25 protein-coding genes are annotated in these 24,566 nt (G+C 41.5%); 17 read left to right on the forward strand and 8 right to left on the reverse strand.

The features are described from left to right. Window positions 1-307: 307 nt before the first annotated feature. Window positions 308-814, reverse strand: coding sequence for a hypothetical protein (locus tag C900_RS16295; RefSeq protein WP_009581172.1), 507 nt, complete (start codon window positions 812-814; stop codon window positions 308-310). Between the two features lie 52 nt (window positions 815-866). On the opposite strand from C900_RS16295, the gene C900_RS16300 reads away from it, so the two are divergent. After that, window positions 867-1,340 (forward strand): DUF456 domain-containing protein, encoded by a 474-nt coding sequence (locus C900_RS16300; RefSeq protein WP_009581173.1) that lies wholly within the window; start codon window positions 867-869, stop codon window positions 1,338-1,340. Between the two features lie 33 nt (window positions 1,341-1,373). Here C900_RS16300 and rnhA read toward each other — a convergent pair whose 3' ends face one another. The 4 genes from rnhA to aroQ are packed head-to-tail and all read right to left on the reverse strand — an operon-like array spanning window position 1,374 to window position 3,963. Next, the gene (rnhA, locus tag C900_RS16305) at window positions 1,374-1,853 is read right to left on the reverse strand and encodes a ribonuclease HI (protein WP_009581174.1); all 480 of its coding nucleotides are present in this window, start codon (window positions 1,851-1,853) and stop codon (window positions 1,374-1,376) included. After that, window positions 1,850-2,422: a MarC family protein gene (locus tag C900_RS16310; RefSeq protein ID WP_040496944.1), complete on the reverse strand. Its 573-nt coding sequence runs from the start codon at window positions 2,420-2,422 to the stop codon at window positions 1,850-1,852. Before C900_RS16310 ends, rnhA begins: the two co-directional genes overlap by 4 nt. 36 nt (window positions 2,423-2,458) lie before the next feature. Beyond that, on the reverse strand, window positions 2,459-3,544 hold the full coding sequence (locus tag C900_RS16315; protein ID WP_009581177.1) for an aminotransferase class V-fold PLP-dependent enzyme: 1,086 nt from the start codon (window positions 3,542-3,544) through the stop codon (window positions 2,459-2,461). Continuing rightward, window positions 3,541-3,963, reverse strand: coding sequence for a type II 3-dehydroquinate dehydratase (gene aroQ, locus C900_RS16320; RefSeq protein WP_009581178.1), 423 nt, complete (start codon window positions 3,961-3,963; stop codon window positions 3,541-3,543). The genes C900_RS16315 and aroQ overlap by 4 nt, the downstream gene beginning before the upstream one ends. Before the next feature lie 127 nt (window positions 3,964-4,090). On the opposite strand from aroQ, the gene xerD reads away from it, so the two are divergent. After that, window positions 4,091-4,990 carry a site-specific tyrosine recombinase XerD gene (gene xerD, locus C900_RS16325; protein WP_009581179.1) on the forward strand — a complete coding sequence of 300 codons (900 nt, stop codon included), beginning with the start codon at window positions 4,091-4,093 and terminating at the stop codon, window positions 4,988-4,990. Between the two features lie 57 nt (window positions 4,991-5,047). On the opposite strand, the gene C900_RS16330 is transcribed toward xerD, so the two are convergent. Next, window positions 5,048-5,854, reverse strand: coding sequence for a Fic family protein (locus tag C900_RS16330; RefSeq protein WP_040496945.1), 807 nt, complete (start codon window positions 5,852-5,854; stop codon window positions 5,048-5,050). A gap of 906 nt (window positions 5,855-6,760) precedes the next feature. Here C900_RS16330 and C900_RS16335 point away from each other — a divergent pair. Beyond that, a complete protein-coding gene (locus C900_RS16335) occupies window positions 6,761-7,813 on the forward strand; it encodes a DUF4407 domain-containing protein (RefSeq protein WP_009581181.1) in 1,053 nt (350 codons plus the stop codon). Window positions 7,814-7,874: 61 nt separating this feature from the next. On the opposite strand, the gene C900_RS16340 is transcribed toward C900_RS16335, so the two are convergent. Beyond that, window positions 7,875-8,339, reverse strand: a complete 465-nt coding sequence (locus tag C900_RS16340; RefSeq protein WP_009581182.1) for a response regulator — start codon at window positions 8,337-8,339, stop codon at window positions 7,875-7,877. 208 nt (window positions 8,340-8,547) lie between these two features. Between C900_RS16340 and C900_RS16345 the strand changes: the two genes are divergently transcribed. The 8 genes from C900_RS16345 (at window position 8,548) to C900_RS16380 (ending at window position 17,996) form a co-directional block, all read left to right on the forward strand. Further along, window positions 8,548-9,585, forward strand: a complete 1,038-nt coding sequence (locus tag C900_RS16345) for a quinone-dependent dihydroorotate dehydrogenase (protein ID WP_040496946.1) — start codon at window positions 8,548-8,550, stop codon at window positions 9,583-9,585. A gap of 157 nt (window positions 9,586-9,742) precedes the next feature. After that, window positions 9,743-12,178 carry an FtsK/SpoIIIE family DNA translocase gene (locus C900_RS16350; RefSeq protein WP_009581185.1) on the forward strand — a complete coding sequence of 812 codons (2,436 nt, stop codon included), beginning with the start codon at window positions 9,743-9,745 and terminating at the stop codon, window positions 12,176-12,178. Window positions 12,179-12,225: 47 nt separating this feature from the next. After that, on the forward strand, window positions 12,226-12,867 hold the full coding sequence (lolA1, locus tag C900_RS16355) for an outer membrane lipoprotein periplasmic chaperone LolA1 (protein ID WP_040496947.1): 642 nt from the start codon (window positions 12,226-12,228) through the stop codon (window positions 12,865-12,867). Between the two features lie 129 nt (window positions 12,868-12,996). Then, window positions 12,997-13,815: an orotidine-5'-phosphate decarboxylase gene (pyrF, locus tag C900_RS16360; RefSeq protein WP_040496948.1), complete on the forward strand. Its 819-nt coding sequence runs from the start codon at window positions 12,997-12,999 to the stop codon at window positions 13,813-13,815. A gap of 10 nt (window positions 13,816-13,825) precedes the next feature. Beyond that, window positions 13,826-15,103: a DUF2851 family protein gene (locus C900_RS16365; RefSeq protein WP_009581188.1), complete on the forward strand. Its 1,278-nt coding sequence runs from the start codon at window positions 13,826-13,828 to the stop codon at window positions 15,101-15,103. After that, complete coding sequence (locus C900_RS16370; RefSeq protein WP_040496949.1) at window positions 15,100-16,371, forward strand: hypothetical protein; 1,272 nt, start codon at window positions 15,100-15,102, stop codon at window positions 16,369-16,371. Before C900_RS16365 ends, C900_RS16370 begins: the two co-directional genes overlap by 4 nt. 42 nt (window positions 16,372-16,413) lie before the next feature. After that, window positions 16,414-17,052, forward strand: coding sequence for an acetyltransferase (locus tag C900_RS16375; protein ID WP_009581190.1), 639 nt, complete (start codon window positions 16,414-16,416; stop codon window positions 17,050-17,052). Window positions 17,053-17,138: 86 nt separating this feature from the next. Continuing rightward, window positions 17,139-17,996 carry a nucleoside phosphorylase gene (locus C900_RS16380; RefSeq protein ID WP_009581191.1) on the forward strand — a complete coding sequence of 286 codons (858 nt, stop codon included), beginning with the start codon at window positions 17,139-17,141 and terminating at the stop codon, window positions 17,994-17,996. 45 nt (window positions 17,997-18,041) lie between these two features. On the opposite strand, the gene C900_RS16385 is transcribed toward C900_RS16380, so the two are convergent. Next, window positions 18,042-18,290: a hypothetical protein gene (locus C900_RS16385; protein WP_009581192.1), complete on the reverse strand. Its 249-nt coding sequence runs from the start codon at window positions 18,288-18,290 to the stop codon at window positions 18,042-18,044. A gap of 212 nt (window positions 18,291-18,502) precedes the next feature. Here C900_RS16385 and C900_RS16390 point away from each other — a divergent pair, with 212 nt between their 5' ends. From C900_RS16390 to C900_RS29960, 6 genes are all read left to right on the forward strand, one after another. Beyond that, entirely contained in the window at window positions 18,503-19,735 is a 1,233-nt protein-coding gene (locus tag C900_RS16390) for a M16 family metallopeptidase (RefSeq protein ID WP_040496950.1), read from the forward strand. 147 nt (window positions 19,736-19,882) lie between these two features. Continuing rightward, on the forward strand, window positions 19,883-20,527 hold the full coding sequence (locus C900_RS16395; RefSeq protein ID WP_009581194.1) for an O-methyltransferase: 645 nt from the start codon (window positions 19,883-19,885) through the stop codon (window positions 20,525-20,527). Window positions 20,528-20,531: 4 nt separating this feature from the next. After that, entirely contained in the window at window positions 20,532-22,451 is a 1,920-nt protein-coding gene (locus C900_RS28555; RefSeq protein ID WP_009581195.1) for a lytic transglycosylase domain-containing protein, read from the forward strand. Window positions 22,452-22,706: 255 nt separating this feature from the next. Beyond that, window positions 22,707-23,087: a response regulator gene (locus tag C900_RS16405; protein WP_009581197.1), complete on the forward strand. Its 381-nt coding sequence runs from the start codon at window positions 22,707-22,709 to the stop codon at window positions 23,085-23,087. A gap of 56 nt (window positions 23,088-23,143) precedes the next feature. Beyond that, window positions 23,144-24,082 (forward strand): DUF3078 domain-containing protein, encoded by a 939-nt coding sequence (locus tag C900_RS16410; RefSeq protein WP_009581198.1) that lies wholly within the window; start codon window positions 23,144-23,146, stop codon window positions 24,080-24,082. 200 nt (window positions 24,083-24,282) lie between these two features. Beyond that, on the forward strand, window positions 24,283-24,489 hold the full coding sequence (locus tag C900_RS29960) for a hypothetical protein (RefSeq protein ID WP_009581199.1): 207 nt from the start codon (window positions 24,283-24,285) through the stop codon (window positions 24,487-24,489). Window positions 24,490-24,566: the final 77 nt, after the last annotated feature.

The raw sequence follows: 24,566 nt of genomic DNA on the forward strand, positions 1-24,566 counted from the left end.
CAGAAATCATAAACCACTACGTCATCCTGGAATTTTCGCAGAGCAATGGAGAAAATATTCAGGATCCCGTGATCCATCGGCAGAGGCTGAAGTTCAGTTACAGCCAGTAGCGAGGAGATCCCGGATCTTCACTGCGTTACGTCCCGGGATGACGGAAGTGGGGGATTGCTATCCGTATGAAATAGAAACTTGTCATTGGTAGGCGCCCAACAACTTTTTCGTTGATGACAGTTACCTGAACGGCCTTGAGAAAATGGCGTTAAGAATTTCAATGCTACACGTACACTAATTAGGTGGAGTTGTGCGTCTATAAATGCTTCAATATTTTGGCTCCTCTGCTTATAAAACCCGCCGATCCGTAGGGCATTTGATCTTCGATTAAAATGCGAAGCTCATTTTTTAGCTCAGGTTCCTTTTTACAGATGTTAGCCAGGACGGTCATGGCAAATACCTTAACGGCAACCGGTTCGTTTCCTGATCCCATTATTTTAAAACAGATATCCGCTGCGGGTCCCTGAAGGTGATCGGGGAGATCTACATACTGAAGTACACGCAAAGTATTTCTTTTGACGGCCACATGGATATTCCTCCGAAGGTTTAATAAAATTTCATCCAGATGCGGTAATAGCAGCTCAGGGTGTCTATCGGCACAGCAGCTTACCACCTGGGCTGCTCGTTGAGTTACACGGTATTCCTGTCCTAAAAAGCAATCGATCAATTCCGCAAATCTTTTTGGGTCATGTCCAATGTATTGAGCGATCCTCAGCGCGTTTTTTTTGGAATGTTCTTTAAGTATTTCTTCCCTTATATTCATTCTTTTTGTTATAATAGAAGATTAAGCTATGCAATTTTAAATATAAGTATCAATGGATATTTTCTTTGCCGTATTAGGAGGATTATTTATGTTGGCTGGCATCGCAGGATCAGTTTTGCCGGTGCTTCCCGGACCCCCTTTGAGCCTGGTAGGGCTATTATTACTCCAATTACAGGAAAATCCTCCTTTCACAACTAACTTTTTACTTATCTGGACAGCCATAACTATCGGGGTTGTACTGATTGACTACTTTATTCCTGCTTATGGCACTAAGAAATTCGGAGGTACCAAGTGGGGTGTATGGGGCACTTTTGTAGGGTTGATTGTCGGATTGTTTTTTTCTCCCATAGGTATCATCATAGGACCATTGCTGGGAGCGCTTATCGGAGAATTAATTGCCGGTAAATCTTCAGGACAGGCATTTAAAGCTGCCATCGGATCTTTTGTTGGGTTTATTTTGGGGACAGTATTGAAGCTCGGTGTCTGCCTTGTAATGACCTATTATTACATCGATGCACTGCTCTAGCGGTTCGCTCTGCACACAAAGCCAAGCACTATGCTACAACAGGCTTCCATTTCCTTGATTTTCATAGCCAATATCTGGTTTCAGATCCAGGCCTTCTGCTGCCTGAACAGCCAATACATCACAACGCTCATTTTCTATGTTGCCGGCATGTCCGCGCACCCAGATAAATTTCACCTTATGTTTTTGATATAGCGGGATGAATCTCTGCCACAGGTCTACATTGGCCTTATTCTTAAAGCCCTTCTTCTGCCATCCCCAGATCCAGCCTTTTTCAACTGCATCTACCACATATTTGGAGTCTGAATAGATGGTGACTGCGGTGCCTGCCCTTTTTAATGCTTCCAAGCCCTTGATCACAGCGAGCAGTTCCATCCGGTTATTGGTGGTTTTCCTGAATCCTTCCGACAGCTCTTTTCGAAGAGGTTTGCCATTTACCTTAGCCATCAGCACCACACCATAGCCACCCGGACCGGGATTGCCTTTAGCTGCCCCGTCTGTATAAATTGTAATCATCCTATAACAATGTATTCTTTAAATATCTTAACCGCAATGGCCAATAATATGATACCAAATACTCGCCTGAGTATGGCAAAGCCTGATTTTCCAAGCTTTCGCTCCAGCCAGTTAGTGGATTTAAGAACTATGTATACAAAGACAAGGTTGATAACAATGCCTACCAGAATGTTGGGCGTTTCATATACTGCTCTTAGTGATAAGATGGTAGTGAGCGTACCTGCCCCTGCGATAAGCGGAAAAGCTAATGGTACAATAGAGCCGGTCCCGCTGCTGCCGGGCTCATCCCGGAATAATGTAACCCCCAGTATCATCTCCATAGCTATTACAAACATAATAATAGCGCCTGCTACGGCAAACGAGCCTACATCCAGGCCGAAGAGCTTGAGAATGGATTGCCCCAGAAATAAAAATACTACCATCAGCACACCAGAAATTATGGTAGCTTTGACAGAATCTATTTTCCCCTCCTTTTTTCGCAGGTTGATCACTATAGGCACTGAGCCCAAGATGTCTATTACCGAAAAAAGAATTAGCGTGACCGAAAAGATCTCTTTCAAATTGAACATAATGCGAAATTATAAAAAAACCGGAGACCAGACTTTTTATTCCTGTTTTTCAGGCTGAAAGTATTTCTTAAAGAACTTCAGCAGCTTCTTAACTTCCTGTTTTTCGAGAGCCGGGAAATTGGCTATACGAAAAGTCGTCTCTTTATATGGACCATAACCGTTTCCAAGGATCAACCCTGCTTCACTGGCTTTCTCTTTAACCGAGATTATATCTTCTTTGCTGCCTTTAACTACCACTACCGTTTCGGACCTCACCTTCTTGTTTTTTACAAGAAATGAGAATCGCTCATCTTCAGAGAAAATTTCTTCGTACATTTTAAGCCTCTTGTGTAATTTTTTCTCCACTTTTTCAATGTGCTTTCTCCTCTTTAATACGCGCATAAGCAGGTAGATACCCAGCACATTGGGGGTGTAGGTCGTTTGTCTAACAGCCTCCATGTCGATCATAAAACTGAGGCTGTTATAATGCTTATTTTCATTTAGTTTTTTAGCGGTATCAATGGCAGTGGGGGAGCAAATGAGTACCCCGAGCCCTGCGGGAAGTCCAAAGCATTTCTGCACGGAAGCATACCATACATCAGCCTGACTGAAATCCAAATGGATGCCGGCCATTGAGGAAGTAGCATCTACAGCAATCAGGTGTTTTGGATATTTTTTTCTCAGTTTGCCGATGCGCCCATTATCAACGTGTGTGCCATTTGAAGTTTCATTTTGTGTAATACAGATCACACCTTCTTCTGATGACAGGTCTAACTCACCGGTTTTAAGCTCCTGCTCTAGGTCAAACTCATAGCCAATAGCATAAGGCTTTAACTTTTTTGTGTACTCAAACCATTTTTTTCCAAAAGCGCCATTATAAAAGTGGTAGCTATTGGTATGGATAAGCGACTGCGATATAATTTCCCAACACTCTGTTGCTGAGGAAGTGAAAAAAACGCTGTATTCTTCGGGAATGTCTAACTTTTCCTTCAGCAGGTCAACTGTTTGAGAATACATCTTAACAAATGTTTCACTTCGATGATTGATGCTCAAGATGCCATTGTCATAAGCGTCTCTTACATACATTGGTATACGATGATCAACTCTGGAAGGGCCGGGATAAAAACTGATCGCTTTTTTCATTTTCTATTGATTAGATAAGTGAGAGCAAGCAAATAACCTTCCAGTCCCAGGCCTGATATCATACCTATACATTCTTTACTGATGATGCTTTTGTGTCTGAACTCTTCCCGGGCATAAATATTGGATATATGCACCTCAACTACAGGTGTTTTTACAGCCGCAATGGCATCAGAAATAGCAACTGAAGTATGTGTATATCCTCCTGCATTTAGAATAATGCCATCATAGTCGAACCCTTTTTCCTGTATTTTTCCTACAATCTCACCTTCTATATTCGATTGAAAATACTCTATGTCTACGCCACTAAAATTGACTTTTATTTGCTTAAAGAAGCCTTCAAAATCCTGATTACCATATATTTCAGGTTCACGCTTGCCCAAAAGGTTGAGATTTGGGCCATTGATAATTATAATTTTCATATATGTTTAGTATTGAGACCAGTTAATTCATCTTTTGCTGTTCGTATTTCCACTCTTTTTACTCAATACTCATGGCTAAGTACTCATAACTCTATATATTTAATGCACCTTTATGTGAAATTTACTCATGAACTGGGATACCTACATCAATCAATTTAAAAACTACCTGAAGCTGGAAAGATCACTTTCTAAAAATTCCATAGAGGCCTACATTCACGATATTGTAAAGCTAAAACAGTTTGTTGACATGTCCAATTTGCAGGTGAGCCCGATGCAGATCACTTCTGTACACCTCCAGGATTTTCTTGAGTATATTAATGAATTAGGCATGACCCCACATACCCAGGCCAGGGTACTTTCCGGCATCAAGGCTTTCTACAAGTACCTGATGTTTGATGAGTTGATAGACAAAGATCCTACGGCTTTGATAGAGGGACCGAAGCTGGGCCGTAAGCTGCCTGATACACTTAGCTACCATGAGATAGAACTACTGCTTGAGGCGATTGATCACTCCACCCCGGAAGGACAGCGAAACAGAGCGATGCTGGAGGTGCTTTATAGTTCAGGCCTCAGGGTTTCTGAACTTATAGACCTGAGACTAACCAATGTGTATGAAGATGTGGGTTTTTTAAGGATCATCGGTAAGGGCAATAAAGAAAGACTTGTGCCCATAGGGCGGGATGCCTTGAAATACCTGAAGATCTATACAAAAGAGGTTCGGATACACCTTAATATTGCCTCTGGTCATGAGAATTACGTATTTCTTAACAGGAGAGGAAAGAAACTCACACGTGTGATGGTGTTTACCATTATAAAAAATCTGGCAGAAAAAATCGGAATGAAGAAGAATATCAGCCCACACACTTTCCGGCATTCTTTCGCAACACATTTGATAGAGGGTGGTGCGGACCTTCGCGCTGTTCAGGAGATGCTGGGGCACGAATCTATTACTACTACCGAAATCTATACCCATCTGGACAGGGATTACTTACGGCAGGTGATCCAGGAGTTTCACCCGAGAAGCTGATAAAAGTATAAAATGAAAGGGTATACCTATACAGAAATGAACGCGTGGTTGTTCTGTTTATAAATTTATCGTAAACGATATTCCCTTGGAATTACCTTTACTCATGGCTTTAGCTCTATCTATCTCATTTTGTATATGATCAATGTATTCCTTTTCCAAAAAGGTTTGAAACGGCTTTACATCTTCCTTTTCTCGTGATTGTTTAATGGCAGCGATGTAGTCAGTTTTATGCTCATGTCTAATAATGAGTAGCGGTAATTTGTGTTTTAACAAAATTAAGTTTTGCAGCAACCTTGCAGATCTACCATTTCCATCAATAAAAGGATGAATACTTAACAATTGGAGGTGTGCATATGACGACAATGACATTATATCATCTACAGATAGTATGCTGTTGATGCTTTTGTTAATATTCTGATAGAGATCATTCATCATAGGCAAGATTTTTTCATGACTTATGTAATAACTGCCTCCTGCAGCCCGGGAGGCTGATAACCTGAAGTCACCCAAACGAGAGTCAACAGTGCCCAAGGCAGAACTGTACTCTCCTCCGGTGGAGTGCATAACAAGCGCGCCAATTTTCTTTATTATTGGCTCCGAAATTTGATTTATATTTTTTGACTGCTCAATGACATACTTTAATGCTTCATAATGATCTTTGATCATTAATGAATGTTCCAAAGGCTTACCTTTTGGTGTAGCATTTTCCTCAATAAGCATTTCGGTCTCATCTAGTGTAAGTGTTGAACCTTCCATAGCGCTACTTGAATGAATGAGTAATAATTCATTATAGCGATCATAATTTTGGATCTTATCTAGTTGGAGAGACTTGTATTGTTCATATAGTTTACTTAAAGCAGTCATATTTACTATCTATCGGAAGTTAATAAAAAGGTGATGCCCTCTCTTTTAGGAGTATACCAGACAACTTGCAGCATTACCCATCTGGATTTATTTTGTTATCAAATATACAAAAAAGTATTCTCGTAGCTGTTAGGTAGTGTCTGTAAGAAAACTCACAACTTATCGTCATTGGTAACGGAAGTGCGGCAATTCCCTCTTCCTTGGCGTGCATTAAGAGGGGATCGCTTCGACTTCTCCCCGTGGCAAGCCCCATAGCTGTTAACTTAACAGTAAATATAGTCCCAGAGGAGATATGCGGTAACTTAAAGAAACTATGACTTTTAGAAAATACATGTTTCACACCTCACCCATCAAAAGCCTGTGTTTTTACTGCAGTCTGTACATCCCTCTCCTTGAGGAGAGGGCGGTTCTTCTGTGCTTATATTTCAGCCTGTTCAAGGGTGAGGTGATAACTCAATGCGAGGAATAAAAATAATTGGATTTAGAGTTTTTCCATCATTTCACGAGGTCTACAGGCATTGAGTTTCTAGCGGAGTGCTTAAGTTAACGGCTATGGTGGTAAGCCCGGGACAGGCACCATGATGACCAGAGTTTTCTTAGAGACACCAGGTAAGAATTAAAGCAGCCGTGTTTTGATTTCAGTTGTCGGCAGGTTCAGTAAATTGATGTTTCATATCTGAATCATACCAACGTCTAGCTTTTTCATGTATGAAACCTTCCTGTGGGCCAAGAAAAGTGTCTTGGATTCGGGGTTGTTATAAGTATGCACAATTGAACACTTTGACTGTCCGCTTTAGAACGGTATGCTGTTCTTAATGAGCGCTCTCAACCGGATAAAGGCAGATTTTTCCTCTGGCATATATTTAGTTATGAAAAATATTTAAGCCCCAAAATCGTTTACTATTCATGGAAAAACTCAAAATATTCTTCTGGCGCTGCTCCGGTGCTAACCTTACTTTACTTCAAAAGTGTCCTTCTGATGCTACCAAATATGTGGGTATCGGGGCTACAGTACTTTTTACCGGAATTTTTGCAGCCCTGGCAGCCGGTTATGCACTCTTCACAGTAGTGGACAATGCATGGTGGGCTGCTTTGTTTGGTATCGTTTGGGGGCTAATGATCTTTAATCTGGACCGCTATATTGTCTCCAGCATGCGGAAAGAGGGGAGGTTCATGCGGGAATTCGTCATGGCCATACCACGGCTACTGTTGGCTGTATTAATATCACTGGTTATTGCCAAACCCCTGGAAATGAAAATATTTGAAAAGGAAATAAAAAGCGAGCTGGCTATAATGGAGCAGGAAACCTTCTCGCGGCAAGAGCAGGAAGTGACTGCAAGATATGCTGGACGCAGGCAGCAATTGACTAATGAAATTGATGCTTTAAAAACAGAAATTGAACGTAAGGCAGCCAATAGAGATGAGCTAAGGCGTATCGCTCAGCAGGAAGCCGATGGTACCGGAGGAACCGGAAAAAGAAATCCGGGGCCGGTGTATAAGATAAAAAAGGAAAATGCTGATAAAGTAGAGGCGGAACTGACTGAACTGCAACAGAAAAATGGAGCGCTGATCAGCCAAAAGCTGCAGGAACAGGCTACGATTGACGCGCAGATGCAGGGCGAACTGATGGCCATGGAACAGGAACGGCTTGACGGCCCTGCTGCTCGTATGGAAGCCCTGGATCGTCTGACAGCTCAAAGCAGCGCTATTTTTTGGGCTAACTGGTTTGTGATCTTGCTTTTTATTGCAGTAGAAACGGCCCCTATCTTTGTAAAACTAATATCACAACGCGGTCCTTATGATAACCTCTTGAAAATTGAGGAGCATACCTTTGAAGTGCAGCGAGTGGAAGTAATGGCCAGAGTGAATGCCGATGTAAAAGCAAGGTCAGCCAAAATACCAGCTACAGAAAAAGATTTTATTCACGAACGATTGGATCTTAACCTGTACAGTTCGTAGGTATTGAAAGGGGAAGATTTATTGCCTACTGCTTTTGCCAACTGCCAACTAAAATGAGTAGCTACAATTTATGTGGAGGAGTTCTATACTCTGGCCTGACTTCATCTGAACTAATGAAGCATACAGGGCTTGAAGGTTGAATAGGCTCCTTATGAAAACAAACATTGATCTCTTGCAACTGTTTAGGGTTGAGTGGCTTGGTGATAAATCCTTGTACCGATCTGAATTTTTTTGCCTGTTCCTGGTCTTCCGGTATGGCCGAACTGGAGAGAAAGAAGAGCTGCGTTTGTGGAAATTTTTCTACAAATAGTTTCTCATAAACCTCCACGAATGCGAAACCATTCATGTCCGGCATTTGTATATCAACGAAAATACAATCGGGTTTGAACTCTTCTTTCTTTAACCAATCAAGAGCAGCAGTTGCGTTTGATTGGATGGCGTAAAGATCAACAACCTGTGATTTCTTCATCAATATACCCATCAGGAAGTTGGTATCTTCATCGTCATCAATAAGAAGTACGTTCATTTTATTACTTTATTTATAGCTACCGTAAAACCAATTGAGGCAGCCGTCCAACTACTAACTCTGAATATCATCTTCAAAATACATGCCATCCCATCTTAATGTCAGGTTCTGATCTTTATGCCATTTCAATAGAACACCAAATGCCCTCTTTTAATATAATAAATTCTCTTATGAAAACTTTATCTTTGTCACGAAAAATGAACTCATCGTGTATAAACTTCTTGTAAGACCGCTTCTTTTTCGATTTGATCCGGAAAAAATTCATCATTTCACTTTTAAGACCATCAGAATTTTAGGAAAGGTTCCCGGAATTCGTGCCATATGGCGCACCAGGTTTGATTATACTGATCAGCGTCTTGAAAGAAGGATGTTCGGCCTTACATTTAGCAACCCCGTTGGACTTGCTGCCGGGTTTGACAAAGATGCTAAGCTTGTAGATGAACTGGCCTGTTTTGGTTTTGGCTTTATAGAGATAGGAACGCTCACTCCCAAGGCACAACCTGGCAATGACAAACCGCGGCTTTTCAGGCTTCCAGCCGATCAGGCAATTATCAACAGAATGGGCTTTAATAATGGGGGGGTCAATGCAGCCGTGGCACGTCTGAGGAGAAGAAAGTCTTCCGTACTAATAGGCGGTAACATCGGGAAAAATAAAGTTACTCCCAACGAAGAAGCTTTTAATGACTACCGGACCTGCTTTGAGCAGCTATTTGAGGTTGTTGATTACTTTGTGGTTAATGTAAGCTCGCCAAATACTCCTAACCTACGCGCCCTGCAGGACAAAGAGCCCCTTACGCAATTGCTGGGCGGACTTATGAAGCTCAATGCAGAAAAAAAAACTCCAAAGCCGATATTACTGAAGATCGCTCCTGATCTGACAGACGATCAGCTTAATGATATAGTTGATATAGTGAAGGAAGTGAACTTAGATGGTTTAATCGCTACCAATACTACCATTTCCAGAGATGGACTAAAAACACCGGAGCACGAGGTGCAGAAAATTGGAGCGGGTGGCCTGAGCGGGCTGCCACTTCGTGCCCGTTCTACGGAAGTTCTGAAATTTTTGCGTAATAAATTGGGGCCTGACTTTCCGATTATTTCCGTGGGTGGTATTATGTCGGCTGAAGATGCGTTGGAAAAGATCCGGGCGGGAGCTTCTTTAGTGCAGGTATACACCGGCTTTATATATGAAGGGCCTTCACTTATAAAAAAAATCAATAAGGCACTGTTAAATGTCAGGCTTTAGAAATTCCTGCAGATTAAATTTGTATCAGTTTTTATTAAATTTACTTTACAACCGCTTTTTAATGGTCTGAATATCATTGAAAAAATACAGTGAGTAGCAATACATTTTTCCACTGGTTATGGCGTTATTTTTTTATTAGTTTTGTTTTTTTATCACAATGGCCAAGAATACATACAAGTCAAATACCTTTAAGCAATCAAAGAAGGAGAAGGGGAAAAAGCTGAAACTCAACCTCGGCTTTTTAAAAGACAAAAGGTTTCATCTTACTTTTGGCTTCTTTCTTTTGATCAGTTCGCTGTTTTTGTTCACAGCATTTTTGTCTTACTTGTTCACAGGTAAGGCTGATCAGAGTGTGGTGGAGGCTGTAGGACAAACCGGTATGATCCAGTCAGGCCGGGAAGCTGAAAACTGGCTGGGCTTATACGGAGCAGTGGTTTCACACTATTTTATCTTCAGGTGGTTTGGACTGGCGGCCTTTTTTACACCACCATTACTATTTCTGATCGGTTATAAGATCGTTTTCAAAAAGGAGATCATCTCTATTTATTCCACTTTTGTATTTTGTTTCTTTTTTACGCTGTGGCTGAGTATCCTTTTAGGCTACTTTGTGTTTAATGCTGAAGGTGTTTCAGAGTGGGGCTTTTTGAGTGGAGGTATCGGGTACCAGCTTTCCATTATTCTTGAAGGCCTGATAGGCTGGGGTACCATAATGCTTTTGGTATTTTCCTTACTGGCTTTCATTATATTTTACTTTGACGTCACTACTATTCTTACCCCTAAGGGGAAAGTGGATGATGCCGTGAAAAACGAAGATGAGAAAGTGGCAGGAAATGATAGAATGGAAGAGTTAGGAGATGATGACCTGCTGGAAGGTTATCCTGATGATGAGGACAACTGGGTTGTTCAGGAAAAGGAGCAGGATGAAGAAATGGAGCAGGAGATAGTGTTAGAGCCAAGACCTGTAGCGAATACCAGAAAGCCTGAATTAGAGCTGGATGTTAACATTCCTGAAAGGCAGGAGACCCCCGAAGAGCCGGTCTTCTCCATTGAAGAAGAATTTGACGAAGAAACTGCTTCAACACAGGAGAATTACGATCCGACACTTGATCTTGGTTCGTATCATTATCCGACACTTGAACTACTCAATGAATATGATGCCGGGCGGGTACAGGTAACGAAAGAGGAGCTGGAGCAGAACAAAGATAAGATCATTGAAACGCTGGTCAATTTTAAAATTGGTATATCCAGTATTAAGGCCACCATTGGGCCTACTGTAACGCTTTACGAAATAGTGCCCGAGGCAGGAGTAAAGATATCCAAGATCAAGAACCTGGAAGATGATATCGCACTAAGTTTGGCTGCACTGGGTATCAGGATCATTGCTCCTATTCCTGGTAAAGGAACTATCGGCATCGAGGTGCCAAACAAAAACAGGGAGATGGTAAGTATTAAATCAGTACTTTCTACTGAGAAGTTCATGAAGAGTGACAAAGAACTCCCGGTAGCGCTGGGTAAGACTATCTCTAACGAGGTGCATGTGATTGACCTTGCCAAAATGCCCCACATTCTGATGGCGGGAGCTACCGGGCAGGGTAAATCTGTGGGGCTGAACGTACTTCTAACTTCACTACTATATAAAAAGCATCCTTCTCAGTTGAAGTTTGTGCTGGTTGATCCGAAAAAGGTTGAACTGACGCTGTTCAATAAAATTGAAAGACACTTTTTGGCCAAATTGCCTAATAGCGAAGAAGCCATTATTACAGATACCAAAAAAGTGGTTTATACTCTCAATTCTCTTTGTATTGAGATGGACAACCGATACGACCTGCTCAAAGAGGGTGGAGCCAGGAACCTGAAGGAATATAATGCTAAATTTATCAGTCGTAAGCTAAACCCGGAGAAAGGGCATCGATTCCTGCCATATATAGTGCTGGTAATAGATGAGCTTGCCGACCTGATGATGACTGCCGGTAAAGAGGTAGAAACACCTATTGCACGTCTGGCGCAGTTGGCTCGTGCTATTGGTATTCACCTGGTTGTTGCTACCCAGAGACCATCAGTAAATGTAATTACGGGTGTTATAAAAGCTAACTTCCCGGCAAGATTATCATTTAGAGTGACTTCGAAGATTGATTCGAGGACGATCCTGGATACAGGTGGCGCCGACCAGCTTATTGGTATGGGAGATATGTTGTTGTCGCAAGGTTCGGATACTATTCGTTTGCAATGCGCCTTTGTTGACACACCGGAGGTCGAAGACGTCTGTGATTTTATAGGTTCTCAAAGAGGATACGAATCAGCATATATGCTTCCTGAGTTTGAAGGAGACGAAGATAGTTCGGGTGTTGGTGAGATCGATCTTTCCGAACGGGATGCTTTATTTGACGATGCCGCCCGACTGATCGTTATGCACCAGCAAGGAAGTACCTCACTCATCCAAAGAAAATTAAAGCTGGGCTATAATCGTGCAGGCCGTTTAATAGACCAGTTGGAGGCTGCTGGAATAGTGGGCCCGTTTGAAGGAAGTAAGGCACGAGAAGTATTAATACAGGACGAATATAGTTTGGAACAATTATTGAATGACCTGAATTAATTAACTTTGCAAACTATTTTTTCAGTAGATAAACTAACACAACTGTAATGAAAAGAATTACCCTTTTAATGATGATTTGGCTAGTGGGGTTCGCAGCATTCTCGCAGAATGATCCTCAGGCAAAAGAAATACTGGACGCCATGAGCGCCAAGTACAGGAATATGACCGGATTTAGCGCTGAGATAACCTCCTCACTGGTTAATGATGTAGATGGCATCAATGAAGAATTTGGGGGAAAGATCACTGTGAAGGGTGATATGTATAAGCTGGAAATGGATGATCAGATTGTGATCAACAACGGAGTCACAGTTTGGACGTACTTGCCCGATGCCAATGAAGTGAATATTGATACTTACAACCCTGATGAAGATGAAATATCGCCTTCAAAAATCTATGATGCCTATAAAAAGGGTTATAAATACATCTATATAGGTGAAGAGACTTACAAAGGAGAGCCCGTTTCAGCGATTGATCTGGTCCCTAATAATAAGGATGCTCAATTCTTTAAAATCAAACTTTTTGTATCTAAGAAAGATAGCAGTCTGAAAAGCTGGACCATGTTCGACAAAAGTGGTAACAAATACACCTACTCATTCAAGAACTTCAAGGAAAATATTAATCCTAAGGATTCGGAATTTGCATTCGATGCCACTAAATATCCTGGAGTGGAGATCATTGACTTGAGATAGTCGCAGAAAATACAAACCTATAAAAATAAACCCCGGCAAATAGCTGCCGGGGTTTATTTTTATATCCTATAGCAGGCTATCTCTCAACGGGTGGTTAGACTTTATAAACATAATTTCTATTTTTGTTCCATGAATAAAGCTCAGCTCTTCCAGCAGATCAAGGATAAAAGCTCTTACTTGTGTGTTGGTCTGGATACAGACCTCGATAAAATACCCCGGCATTTATTAGATTCGGAAGACCCTGTTTTTGAATTTAACAGGCAGATCATTGATGCTACCCATGAATATGCGGTGGCCTATAAACCTAATATTGCTTTTTATGAAGCGCTCGGGCCTAGGGGGTGGGAAAGCCTGGCGAAAACGCTGGAATATATTCCAAAGAACATATTTACCATAGCTGATGCCAAGCGTGGAGACATAGGCAATACATCAAAGCTATATGCCAAAGCTTTTTTTGAGACTATGGATTTTGACTCAATTACTGTAGCGCCCTATATGGGTGAAGATTCTGTGAAGCCATTTCTGGAGTTTGATAATAAATGGGTTATTCTGCTGGCGCACACCTCAAATGTCGGGAGTGCCGATTTTCAATTGATTATTGATGAGCGCGACCACAGGCCTCTTTATGAGCATGTGATAATAAAAAGCCGGGAATGGGCGACAACCGATCAGTTGATGTTTGTTGTTGGAGCCACCCGTGCTGATAAAGTGGAGCGCATTCGGGAAATAGCCCCCGAAAACTTCTTTCTTGTACCCGGTGTAGGAGCTCAGGGGGGTAGCCTGGAGGAAGTGTCAAAGTATGGACTCAACAGTGAATGCGGATTATTGGTAAATTCCTCACGTGGAATTATATATGTCTCGCAACACGAGAATTTTGCAAAGGAGGCCTCAAAGGAAGCAGCCAAAATACAACAGGAGATGGCACGACTTTTAGATCAATATACCTAAACACCTGGCCATGCAGGAAGCTTTTCTTCATTTTATATGGCAGTATCAGTACTTCGATAAAAGAGCATTGATAACCTCGGAAGGAGCGTCTGTTAATATTATCCACCCTGGTTACTTCAACACCGATGCCGGTCCGGATTTTAAGGAAGCAAGGATCAGGATAGGGGAGATGGAATGGCGGGGTCATGTAGAGCTGCATGTCCATTCTTCAGACTGGTCTGTCCATGCGCACCAGTACGATAAAGCTTACAACAATGTAATTTTGCACGTGGTTTGGAAAAATAACCAGGAAGCCAGGCGGCAGGATGAAACTGTTCTGCCGGTAGTGGAGTTGCAGGGGCTGGTTTCGGAGGAGATGATCTTCAGTTATAAAAAACTGTTGAACAGTCCTTATAACATTCCCTGTGAAAAACAGCTTCACAATATTTCCGACATTACCTGGATATCTACACTGGACAAAATCTTAATGGAGCGCCTGTCTGCTAAAGCGAATTCAGTTAATGAGTTGCTATCTGACAATAAACAGGATTGGGAGGAAACTGCATACCAGCTTTTGGCTAAAAACTTTGGGTTCAAAGTAAATAGCGAACCTTTTCTTCATTTAGCTCGAGTACTTCCATACAAAATACTGAAAAAGCATGCCGATAATGGCATTCAGGTAGAGGCGCTTGTTTTTGGTCAGGCAGGCTTTTTAGACGAAGATCCGGTAGATGGTTATCAAAGTCAGTTAGCTAAGGAATATGCTTTTTTAAAACACAAGTATCAGATGCAGGAGGGGCTCTCAGTTGTCCAATGGCGATTTCTAAGGCTGCGGCCAGCCAACTTCCCCACAGTCAGACTTGCACAATTTGCCGGAATGATCCACCATATCCACCCCTTGTTTAAAAGTCTCTTGGAAACAGAATCCGTTAAAGACCTCAGGAAGCTACTAATTGTAGAGCAGTCGCAGTACTGGAGCGAACACTATCAATTTGGAAAGAGCTCCGGGAAAAAGATGGCTTCGTTAGGGATGTCAAGTGTTGAAAACATAGGGATCAACACCATTGCCCCGTTGCTGGTTGCTTATGGGCAATATACCGATGATGCCTCCTTTATTGATAAAGCGGTAGCGCTGCTTCAGAGCATCAAAGCTGAAAAAAATAAGATCACCAACTACTGGTCCGATCTGGGAGTGAAAAATTCTTCCGCATTTGATTCCCAGGCGCTGATACAATTATATAACGAATACTGCATTAAGCATAGATGTCTTTCTTGTAATATAGGTGTTTCATTAATCCATAAAAGTTGAATCTGCTGTTCTTAATTATCAGCATTCTGCTGTTGGGGCTCTTTATATGGCGGCTCATAAAAAGCCTGGATGGGGTTATCCCGCGAAAAGTGGTAATCACCACCTTGATATTGAAAATTCTTGGAGGAATAGGCATGGGATTGCTCTATAGCTACTACTATGCCGGTGGTGATACCTTTATTTATTTTAGTGAGGCGACCAGGGTTACCACTCTCTTTCGTGAAGATATAGCTACATATTTTAGGTTCATGGCCTTTAATGAGGGAGAAATTATGTCTCAACTGGTTTATTTTCGCCAACCACGAGCTTTATTTTTTGTAAAACTGGTAAGCCTTGTAAACCTGGTCACCTATGATAACTACTGGCTCACATCGGTGTTTTTTTCCGTATTTAGCAGTGCAGGTTTGTTGGCATTTGCTAAAAAGCTATTGCAGCGGTATCCTGGTAGCCGGACAGCCATTTTTGTTTCTCTGCTATATTTTCCGTCCGTGGTTTTTTGGAGCGCAGGTGTTATCAAGGAGGCCGTGGCTGTTGGAGCCATGGGATTTTTATTGGCTTCATTTATCGACTATCTGTTCCATAAAAAACATCTTTCATTCTATGGGGCGCTATCGGATGTTGGGATGATATATCTTCTGTGGAGCACAAAATATTACTATGCAGGTCTTTTGCTATTGGTGATAGTTTCAATTGCTATCACGCATGTTGTAATAAGAAAAATTAATTTAAAGTCTCCTTTATATCAAGTGGCCCTGCAGTTATTTTTGTCGGCATTGCTATTACTTGCAGTGTCTAGGCTACACCCCAATTTTTATTTGGAGAGGATGCCTGAAGTTATTGCAGATAATTATCATACCTATGTAGAATTATCATCTCCGGAAGATATAATTCATTATCGTAACCTTACTGCTGCTGACTGGTCAAGTATTCTATACAACAGCCCGATGGCGCTTATTTCGGGCTTATTCAGACCGTTCATAGGGGAAGGGGGGCAATGGCATCAGGTACTGGCAGGAATGGAGAACCTCATTCTTTTTTTTCTTTTTGTTTTAGCTTTTTTTCAGATTTCCCAAAGGCTGGATAATAAAAGTCGACTGCTTGTATGGGGCGGCATTATCTACTGCGTTGGTTTGGCCGTATTCCTCGCTCTTTCCACACCTAACTTTGGGACTTTGGTTCGTTATAAAGTAGGATTCCTTCCGATACTTCTTCTTCTGATCACTATGGGCAATCCTTTCATTGAAAAACTGAATAGATTGATTAAATAGATATCGAATTGTAACTTTGGCCTCCTTAAAAAAATAAGAGCTATGAGAAATCCCGTTATAATTTTCGGTGCTAACAATTTAGGAAGAGCAGCCAGAGATATATTTGAAAGCAATGAGGTGGTTATTTATGGTTTCTTAGATGATGATGCCAGCCTGCATGGTACTGAGCTGGATGAGATCAGTGTTTTAGGAAGCACTGATGACGATGGGTATTTGAAGCTTATAGGTAAAAAATGTGAGGCTTTTGTTGCCGTGGATGACAACAAGTATCGAAAGAGCATTGTGAAAATGCTTAATGAGCGAAGAAAAGTGATGCCGGTAAATGCTATTCATAGAGCCGCTGTAATTGCAGAAACGGCATATATCGGACATGGCAATTTTGTGAATATGGGCGTGAAAGTTGCTGACAATGCGAAAGTATCCAATCATTGTATTTTAAATACCAATGCTGTAATTGACTATGGTGCGGAGATAGGAGATTTTGTTCAGGTAGGTGCCGGAAGTGTGGTAAACACTGGTGTTGTGGTGGGTGACGAGGTTTTTATAGGATCGGGTGCTACTGTAGTCAGTGGTGTTAAAATAGGAAAAGGAGCCAGAATAGGAGCCGGATCTGTGGTAATTGCAGATGTTCCTGCAGGAAAGACTGTATTTGGGAACCCCGCCCAAATTGTGGAAGCATAACACAAGGTAAACGTTTAATTAATAACTAAAATTTTTCATTATCACGGTTAAATACCTATCTTTTGAGGCTTAAGCTTTAAATGTTAATGGCAAAGATCCCTGAATCTGAATTGATCCTGAATAAGGACAACAGCGTATATCACCTCAATTTATTACCCAAGCATATATCGGATACTATCATAACTGTGGGTGACCCCAGCAGAGTGTACATGGTGAGCAAGTATTTTGACGATGTAGACTTTGAAATGAACCGGAGGGAATTTATAACTCACCGGGGCACTTATAAAGGAAAAAAAGTAACGGTCATTAGTACTGGCATGGGCACCGATAATATTGAGATCTTTCTGACTGAATTGGATGCGCTGGCCAATATTGACCTGAAAAAAAGGGAAATAAAAAGTCGAAAGCGAAAGCTGAAGATCATTAGAGTAGGCACATCAGGAGCGCTTCAGGAAGATATACCACTGGGTGCACATCTGGTGTCTGATTATGCCGTGGGATTGGATACATTGATGTGTTTTTACAACCTTCCCCAGGATAATTTTGAAAAGGAGATAGGCCGTGGGCTACAGCAACAAACCGGACTTCCGTTCGTGCCTTATGTGGTGAGAGGCTCCCAGTCACTGAAGGATTGGATAGCAATGGATATGGTGGTGGGAAATACCGTCACCTGTCCCGGATTTTATGCGCCCCAAGGGCGAAAGATACGTACCGAACTCAGGTACCCCAAGCTATTGGACTCGCTGAATCATTTCCATCACCAGGGATTCTGGCTTACCAATTTCGAGATGGAAACGGCCGGCTATTATTCGCTCGGGCGTTTGTTGGGTCATGAAGTATTGAGCGTAAATGCCATAATAGCCAACAGGGTCCAAAACAAATTCGCTAAAAATTCTGCAGAGATCGTAGATAATCTCATACAGAAGGTTTTAGATAGAATTTAGCAGGTAGACTACACAAGAAATTTTCTACCTTAGCGCGGCTATACTTTAGCGTGTTCGCATATTTTTCATATCCACGATCTGCCTTTTGGCAAAAGAAGGATCGTAGTTGTTATAAAAACCCGACAAAATCTTGTGAGCAATATGTGAGATGATCAGTTCTTCGTCACTTTTTCCTTTTTTTCCAATCCAATAAACTCTGTTAGGGTGCTTCTTCATGTCCTCGACATATTCCTGAGCCTTCCGGTATTGATCTTCGGTGTAATTTAAAGTGAAAGTTGTTTCTACGGTTTCCATCTTATCGCGAGATTGGTTACGTATAGTTCTTATACAAGGTATGTGCCAAACAAAATGTTGCTTTTTGAGCTCATTTTACATAATACCTATTCTATGCATGCCCGCTGGCGGTCGATCGTGTTCGTTCATGAGTAAAATGACAAATTGATAAAGCGTCCTTTGAACCGGATTTTTTCTTGTAAATTTGCAGCTTGAAGGAGTCAAAGAAAAAGATGATCGATTATGAGATGCATACCCTTTCCAATGGGATCAGGGTTTTACATAAACAGGTGACCACTACCAAAATAGCACATTGCGGCTTTATGCTAGACATTGGTAGCCGCGATGAAACGCAGGAAAACCAGGGCATTGCTCATTTTTGGGAACACATGGCTTTTAAGGGCACAGGCAAAAGAAAAGCCTTTCATATTCTTAACCGCATTGATTCGGTGGGGGGTGAACTCAATGCTTATACCACCAAAGAAAAAATAGCCTTTTATGCTTCCGTATTAGATAACTATTTTGAAAATGCAGTAGAGCTATTAGCTGACATTACCTTTGATTCTGTATTTCCGGAAAAGCAAATAGAAAAGGAAAGAAACGTAATACTGGAAGAAATGGCCATGTATTATGACAGCCCGGACGATGCCATACAGGATGAATTTGATCATGTAGTTTTTAACGAGCATCCATTGGGAATGAATATATTAGGAACCGCCGAGAGCGTGCGTTCCTTTCATAGGGAAGATTTTACCAGGTTTATCAAGGATCATATAAATACAGAAAGACTGGTATTTTGCTCCGTAGGGAGTATGCCGTTTAAAAAGGTGGTCAGGCTGGCGGAAAAGCACCTGAAGGATATTCCTCAATATGCTGCCGGTTATGAGCGACAGCCATTTTTGGCTTATCGTCCCGCTATCAGAAAGGTGCAAAGGAATCTTTCTCAATCGCATTGTGCTATAGGCGGTACGGCATATTCCAACATGGATGACAAAAGGCTGCCATTCTTTATGCTGGTGAATATTTTGGGTGGCCCGGGTATGAATTCACGGCTAAACCTGGCCTTGCGTGAAAAGCATGGCTTTGTCTACTCCATTGAGGCGACTTACCAACCCTATACCGACACAGGATTGTTTGGCGTATTTTTTGGAACGGAACCAAAACAACTGGAAAAGAGCTTACGTTTAGTGAAAAAAGAATTGGAAAAGCTCAAAGAAAAGCCATTGGGAACACTGCAGTTGCACACAGCCAAAGAGCAACTGATGGGGCAATTGGCCATGGCAGAGGAAAACAATGTGAGCTTGATGCTTATGATGGGAAAGAGTATATTGGACAAAAATAAAATAGAATCCCTGGAAGAGGTGTTTAATGATATACGCACCATGACATCAACCAGGCTCAGAGATATAGCCAATGAAATGTTTGATGAGAATCAATTAAGCCAACTTATTTTTTTACCTAACTAATGTCTTTAAGAAAATGTCAATGTATGCGTTATGCTCGCCCTAAAAATGCTCATCCCGACAACGGTACGGGACTCCGCTTTTTGGCACTTCGCAAGCCTTGACCTTAATTTTTTCTTAAAGTCACCTAGAGTTCAAACACTAACTAATATGGATTTTTTAAGCGAGGAATTACAAAAGTACGTTGAAGACCATACAGCGCCCGAATCAGAGCTTCTTAAACAATTGAACAGGGAAACTCATGCGCACGTAATGATGCCCCGTATGCTTTCAGGCCATGTGCAGGGCAGAGTACTGGCTGCGTTCAGTCACATGATCAAGCCACACAATGTGCTTGAAATAGGTACTTATACAGGTTATTCCGCCATTTGTCTTGCAGAAGGACTGAGCAAAGACGGGAAGCTGTATACCATTGATATCAATGAAGAATTGGAGGAAATGGTAAAGGATTATTTTGTCAAGGCAGGGGTGTCAGACAAGATCGAGTATCTTATTGGCAATGCTGTTGATCTTATACCGGCTCTAAAAGTACAATTTGACCTGGTTTTTATAGATGCTGATAAGATCAACTATTCGAATTATTTTGACCTGGTTATTGACAAAGTAACAGCGGGTGGCTTTATTGTGGCCGATAATGTGTTGTGGAGCGGTAAAGTAGTCAACCAGGACAAAGCAGATAAAGATACTCAGGCATTACTCGATTTTAACCGCAAGGTACATAATGATACCCGGGTGGAGAACGTTCTGTTTCCTGTAAGGGATGGTTTAATGGTAATGCGTAAAATAGCAGATTGATGTAATGAGGGTACTATTTTTTCTTTTATTGGTTCCTGTATGGGTATTCGGGCAAAGTCCGGTGGTCCCTACCCGGATGGAGTTTGCAGGTATTAAGCTCAGACTAATGGATGATGCGCGGGCAGAGATCCAAAAAGATGTAGATGCACTCACCAAAAGTCCCAAATATTTCAACATCAAAGTGGAACGTGCCAAAGCTTACTTTCCCATAATAGAGCGCGTGTTAAAAGAGGAAGGTATCCATGATGATTTCAAATACCTGGTGCTCCAGGAAAGTGCGCTTATCCCTGATGCTGTTTCTACTTCTGATGCGGTGGGCTTCTGGCAGTTTAAGGATTTTACAGCATTGGAAGTTGGTCTGAGGGTGGATAACCATATCGATGAGCGGATGAATATTGTATCTGCTACCCGTGGCGCTGCACGATACATGAAAAAGAATAACCAGTTTTTTGACAATTGGCTGCATACCCTTCAAGCCTACCAGATGGGTGCGGGAGGAGCTATGAGAGCATTGAACAAAGACGAAAAGGGCGCCCGCTCCATGGTGATCAATAAAAAAACCTATTGGTATGTAAAAAAATACCTGGCTCACAAGGTCGCTTTTGAGGGCGCTGTCGGAGGAGCTGGAGAAACCAGGCTTATGGAATACGCGAAAGGCGCTAATAAAACCCTGAAAGATATATCGCAGGAGACCGGCATTGCCCATGAGCAGCTTGAGGCATACAACAAGTGGCTCAGAAAGGGAAAGATCCCCAGCGACAGGCAATATACGGTTATACTTCCCGTAAGCACATTGGATAATATCACTCTGGCGTCTATTACCAAACATGACAAACCTGTTGTTGATAAGAAAATAGAGTATAGGTTTCCGCAAGCTGATAACTTTCCTAAAATAGAAGATAAGAAACTGGCCTCCCTCGGTCGTGTGGTTGAGATCAACGATCTGCCCGGAGTTATTGGTAAGCCCGGAGATAATGCTAAGGCTCTGGCGGAAAAAGGTGAGGTTGACCTGAGCAAATTCCTGAAGTACAATGATCTGGAGATCTCCGAACAAATACAAGAGGGACAGGTTTATTATTTTAAGTCTAAACGAGCTAAAGCCAATGCACATTACTATGTGGCGCAACCCGATGAAACACTCTGGTCCATTTCGCAGAAATTTGGGATCAAGCTGAAAAAGCTCAAAATGAAGAACAGGATACGTGGAGAGGAACAGATCAAGCCGGGAAGGGTGCTCTGGCTGAGGTATATAAGGCCGGCCAGAATAGCCATTGAATATCGCCAGGTGGAGTATAAACCGGCAGGACAACAAATAATAATGGCTCAAAACGCGCCAAAAGCCGATCACACACCTTCTGTAGCTATTAAAAATGATCCGGTAGGAGATACTTCGGCAGTTCAAATAGTGGAGCCCGATACCACGAGGACAATGAGTGAAGAAACCACTTTAAAAGATGATGAGAAGGAAAAAATACTCATAGCAGAGCAAAAAGATACGATAGAGAGTGATATGGAAGTAGCAGATGAGCCTCTGCTTCATGAGGAAGAAGAGCCCGGGGTGAAAAGCATCAAACGAGTACATATTGTAAAGCCAGGAGAAACGCTGTATGCGATATCAAAACAATATGAGGTGACAGTTAAAGAATTACTCGAATGGAACAACCTCAATATTTCGGATGGACTGAGCATAGACCAGAAGCTGGTAGTACTTGAAAAAGCTAAGCGGGATAAAATTGATCCTGCAGCCCAGGCCAAAAAAACAGAAAATATAATTTATCATACAGTGGCACAAGGAGATACGCTCTATAAGATTGCCCGGTCATACGATGTCACAATTGAAGAAATAATGACATGGAACGATAAGAAGGACTTCAGTATAAGTTTAGGAGAAAAGATAGAAATCAGAAAAAGACAGGTAAATTGATTGAAATATAAGTATTAATAATTAATTTATTGCAGAAAAATTTTCATATTGAAGCAGTGAGAGATTTAAAGTTATCTCTGGAGACCGTTAAAAATATTTGTGCTTAATTGCTATGTTTGCAGTGCTGAGCGGAGAAGTGGCAAGTATTTTTATTTTTGGTCTGGATTTTTCGTTCAAATTCGTACATTTAGAAACAATAGTATTAATAACTAAATATTTAAGAAGTTGAGTGACTCTAAAGCGATTGATTTAGTAATGCTTGTGGACGATAACGATACTGATAATTTTATCAGTAAAAGGATTATCGAGATCACAAAGTTTGCTAATAGGGTTGAAGTAAAAAATTCAGGCAAGAGCGCCCTGGATTATTTAAGAGAAAATCAGGATAATGTTGAAAATCTTCCCAATCTTATCTTTTTGGATATCAACATGCCTATAGTTGACGGATTTGTCTTTCTATATGAATTTGAGAAATTCAACGATCTCATAAAGGACAAATGTAAGGTTATTATTCTCTCGAGTTCGGACAATAAGAGAGATATTGACAAGATTGTCAACAACAACCATGTCATCAAATTTATTACAAAACCTCTCACGGAAACTGCACTTGAGGAGGTTAAAATAAACAATTTGTAGTCAACTTCGTTTTAATTCTAAGTTTACTTATCATATCCCACGTTAACTAGAATAAAATGAAGTATGTATTGGCTTTAAAACGCTACTCTATACTGGCTGTTTTACTGGTAATCATTTGTTTACACGGACAGCTTTCCTTCGGACAAACCACTGATACCTCATATTGGAAAAAGGATTTCCGGGTAGGCCTAAGCTTTAATCAGGCTTCTTTTTCTGACAACTGGCAGGGTGGTGGCGTTAACTCTATTGGTTTGAATACCTTTTTAAACTACAAAGCCAACTATGCCAAAGGCGTCCACTCCTGGGACAATATTATAGACCTGGCTTATGGGGTGCTGAAAAACGAAGGGCAAAGCAGCCGTAAATCTGTAGACCGCTTTTTTCTCGATACCAAGTACGGCCGTCAGCTTTCAACGCGTTGGAACTTCTATACTTCACTTTCTTTTCTATCGCAGTTTGACAAGGGCTACCAATACGATGTGGAGGACCCGCTAACCGGAGAGCGTATGGATATTCTTATCTCCAATTTTATGTTACCCGCTTTCATCACATCTTCATGGGGATTGGAGTACAAGCCTGTAGATTATTTTAAAGTACGTTTAGGGCCTTTCTCTCCGAGAGCAACAATTGTGACGGATGAGGATGTGGCCATAAATGGAGAAATAGACGGTGAACCGGCAAGGTATGGGGTGAAAGTAGGGGATAAGGTACGTTTCGAGTGGCTGGCATTTCAACTGATGGCTGATTTTAACAAGGATATAGCCCCCAACCTTAACCTGAAGTGGAATTATATCTTATACGCCAATTACGGAGAACTCGAATGGAGAAAGGTGGATCACCGGTTAGACGCTATGCTGACAGCTAAGGTCAACAACTTTATTGATGTTGGATTGGGGGCGATATTGATCTACGATTACGACCAGATAGACGAGGTACAGCTCAGTCAGGCGCTTAACCTTGGTATTGTTTACAAATTTAAGAATTACGTAGATTAATGTGAGTTCGATATAGTAGAACCGATTAAATTGTGTTCGTATAGAAACAAACCTAAAAAACCTCTTTTTAATGTCATTTTGCCTGTCCCGAACTTGCCTAACGTGCCTCGGAGAGGCACGAAGAATCTTACTAAGTTCAAGGATACCATTAACAACTTAGGAAGATCCTTTCTCACGTACCAATGACAAGTTTTCATTACATGCTGATAGTCAGAGATTATTCAATTCCTCACTACCGTCAATTCCAGGGTGACGTGGTGGTTTGGTTTCTTCAGTTGCGCGGAAGTTACTTCCGTGACATGCCATGCAGCAAGTCAGCAGGTATAGATGTATATATTGAGAACAAGACTAAACTAAGTCTGAGAATAGAAAAGTGGGTGAAGAAGTTTGGCAAATACAGATGCTAAGCTTTGATCCCTATCTGCAGATCCCTCCTTGGGTACCAATGACAAGTTTTCATTACATGCTGATAGTCAGATAATTA

The sequence above is a fragment of the Fulvivirga imtechensis AK7 genome (assembly GCF_000331535.1).
GTDB classification, from domain to species: Bacteria; Bacteroidota; Bacteroidia; order Cytophagales; family Cyclobacteriaceae; genus Fulvivirga; species Fulvivirga imtechensis.

Coding starts and splice junctions, on each gene's coding strand:
- C900_RS16410 (WP_009581198.1), top strand. CDS start 23,144: ATGAAGTATGTATTGGCTTTAAAACGCTACTCTATACTGGCTGTTTTA.
- C900_RS16295 (WP_009581172.1), bottom strand. CDS start 814: ATGAATATAAGGGAAGAAATACTTAAAGAACATTCCAAAAAAAACGCG.
- C900_RS16335 (WP_009581181.1), top strand. CDS start 6,761: ATGGAAAAACTCAAAATATTCTTCTGGCGCTGCTCCGGTGCTAACCTT.
- C900_RS16350 (WP_009581185.1), top strand. CDS start 9,743: ATGGCCAAGAATACATACAAGTCAAATACCTTTAAGCAATCAAAGAAG.
- C900_RS16300 (WP_009581173.1), top strand. CDS start 867: ATGGATATTTTCTTTGCCGTATTAGGAGGATTATTTATGTTGGCTGGC.
- C900_RS28555 (WP_009581195.1), top strand. CDS start 20,532: ATGAGGGTACTATTTTTTCTTTTATTGGTTCCTGTATGGGTATTCGGG.
- C900_RS16310 (WP_040496944.1), bottom strand. CDS start 2,422: ATGTTCAATTTGAAAGAGATCTTTTCGGTCACGCTAATTCTTTTTTCG.
- C900_RS16365 (WP_009581188.1), top strand. CDS start 13,826: ATGCAGGAAGCTTTTCTTCATTTTATATGGCAGTATCAGTACTTCGAT.
- C900_RS16395 (WP_009581194.1), top strand. CDS start 19,883: ATGGATTTTTTAAGCGAGGAATTACAAAAGTACGTTGAAGACCATACA.
- C900_RS16405 (WP_009581197.1), top strand. CDS start 22,707: ATGCTTGTGGACGATAACGATACTGATAATTTTATCAGTAAAAGGATT.
- C900_RS16340 (WP_009581182.1), bottom strand. CDS start 8,339: ATGAACGTACTTCTTATTGATGACGATGAAGATACCAACTTCCTGATG.
- C900_RS16390 (WP_040496950.1), top strand. CDS start 18,503: ATGATCGATTATGAGATGCATACCCTTTCCAATGGGATCAGGGTTTTA.
- C900_RS16375 (WP_009581190.1), top strand. CDS start 16,414: ATGAGAAATCCCGTTATAATTTTCGGTGCTAACAATTTAGGAAGAGCA.
- C900_RS16315 (WP_009581177.1), bottom strand. CDS start 3,544: ATGAAAAAAGCGATCAGTTTTTATCCCGGCCCTTCCAGAGTTGATCAT.
- C900_RS29960 (WP_009581199.1), top strand. CDS start 24,283: ATGCTGATAGTCAGAGATTATTCAATTCCTCACTACCGTCAATTCCAG.
- rnhA (WP_009581174.1), bottom strand. CDS start 1,853: ATGATTACAATTTATACAGACGGGGCAGCTAAAGGCAATCCCGGTCCG.
- aroQ (WP_009581178.1), bottom strand. CDS start 3,963: ATGAAAATTATAATTATCAATGGCCCAAATCTCAACCTTTTGGGCAAG.
- C900_RS16330 (WP_040496945.1), bottom strand. CDS start 5,854: ATGACTGCTTTAAGTAAACTATATGAACAATACAAGTCTCTCCAACTA.
- xerD (WP_009581179.1), top strand. CDS start 4,091: ATGAACTGGGATACCTACATCAATCAATTTAAAAACTACCTGAAGCTG.
- pyrF (WP_040496948.1), top strand. CDS start 12,997: ATGAATAAAGCTCAGCTCTTCCAGCAGATCAAGGATAAAAGCTCTTAC.
- C900_RS16380 (WP_009581191.1), top strand. CDS start 17,139: ATGGCAAAGATCCCTGAATCTGAATTGATCCTGAATAAGGACAACAGC.
- C900_RS16385 (WP_009581192.1), bottom strand. CDS start 18,290: ATGGAAACCGTAGAAACAACTTTCACTTTAAATTACACCGAAGATCAA.
- lolA1 (WP_040496947.1), top strand. CDS start 12,226: ATGAAAAGAATTACCCTTTTAATGATGATTTGGCTAGTGGGGTTCGCA.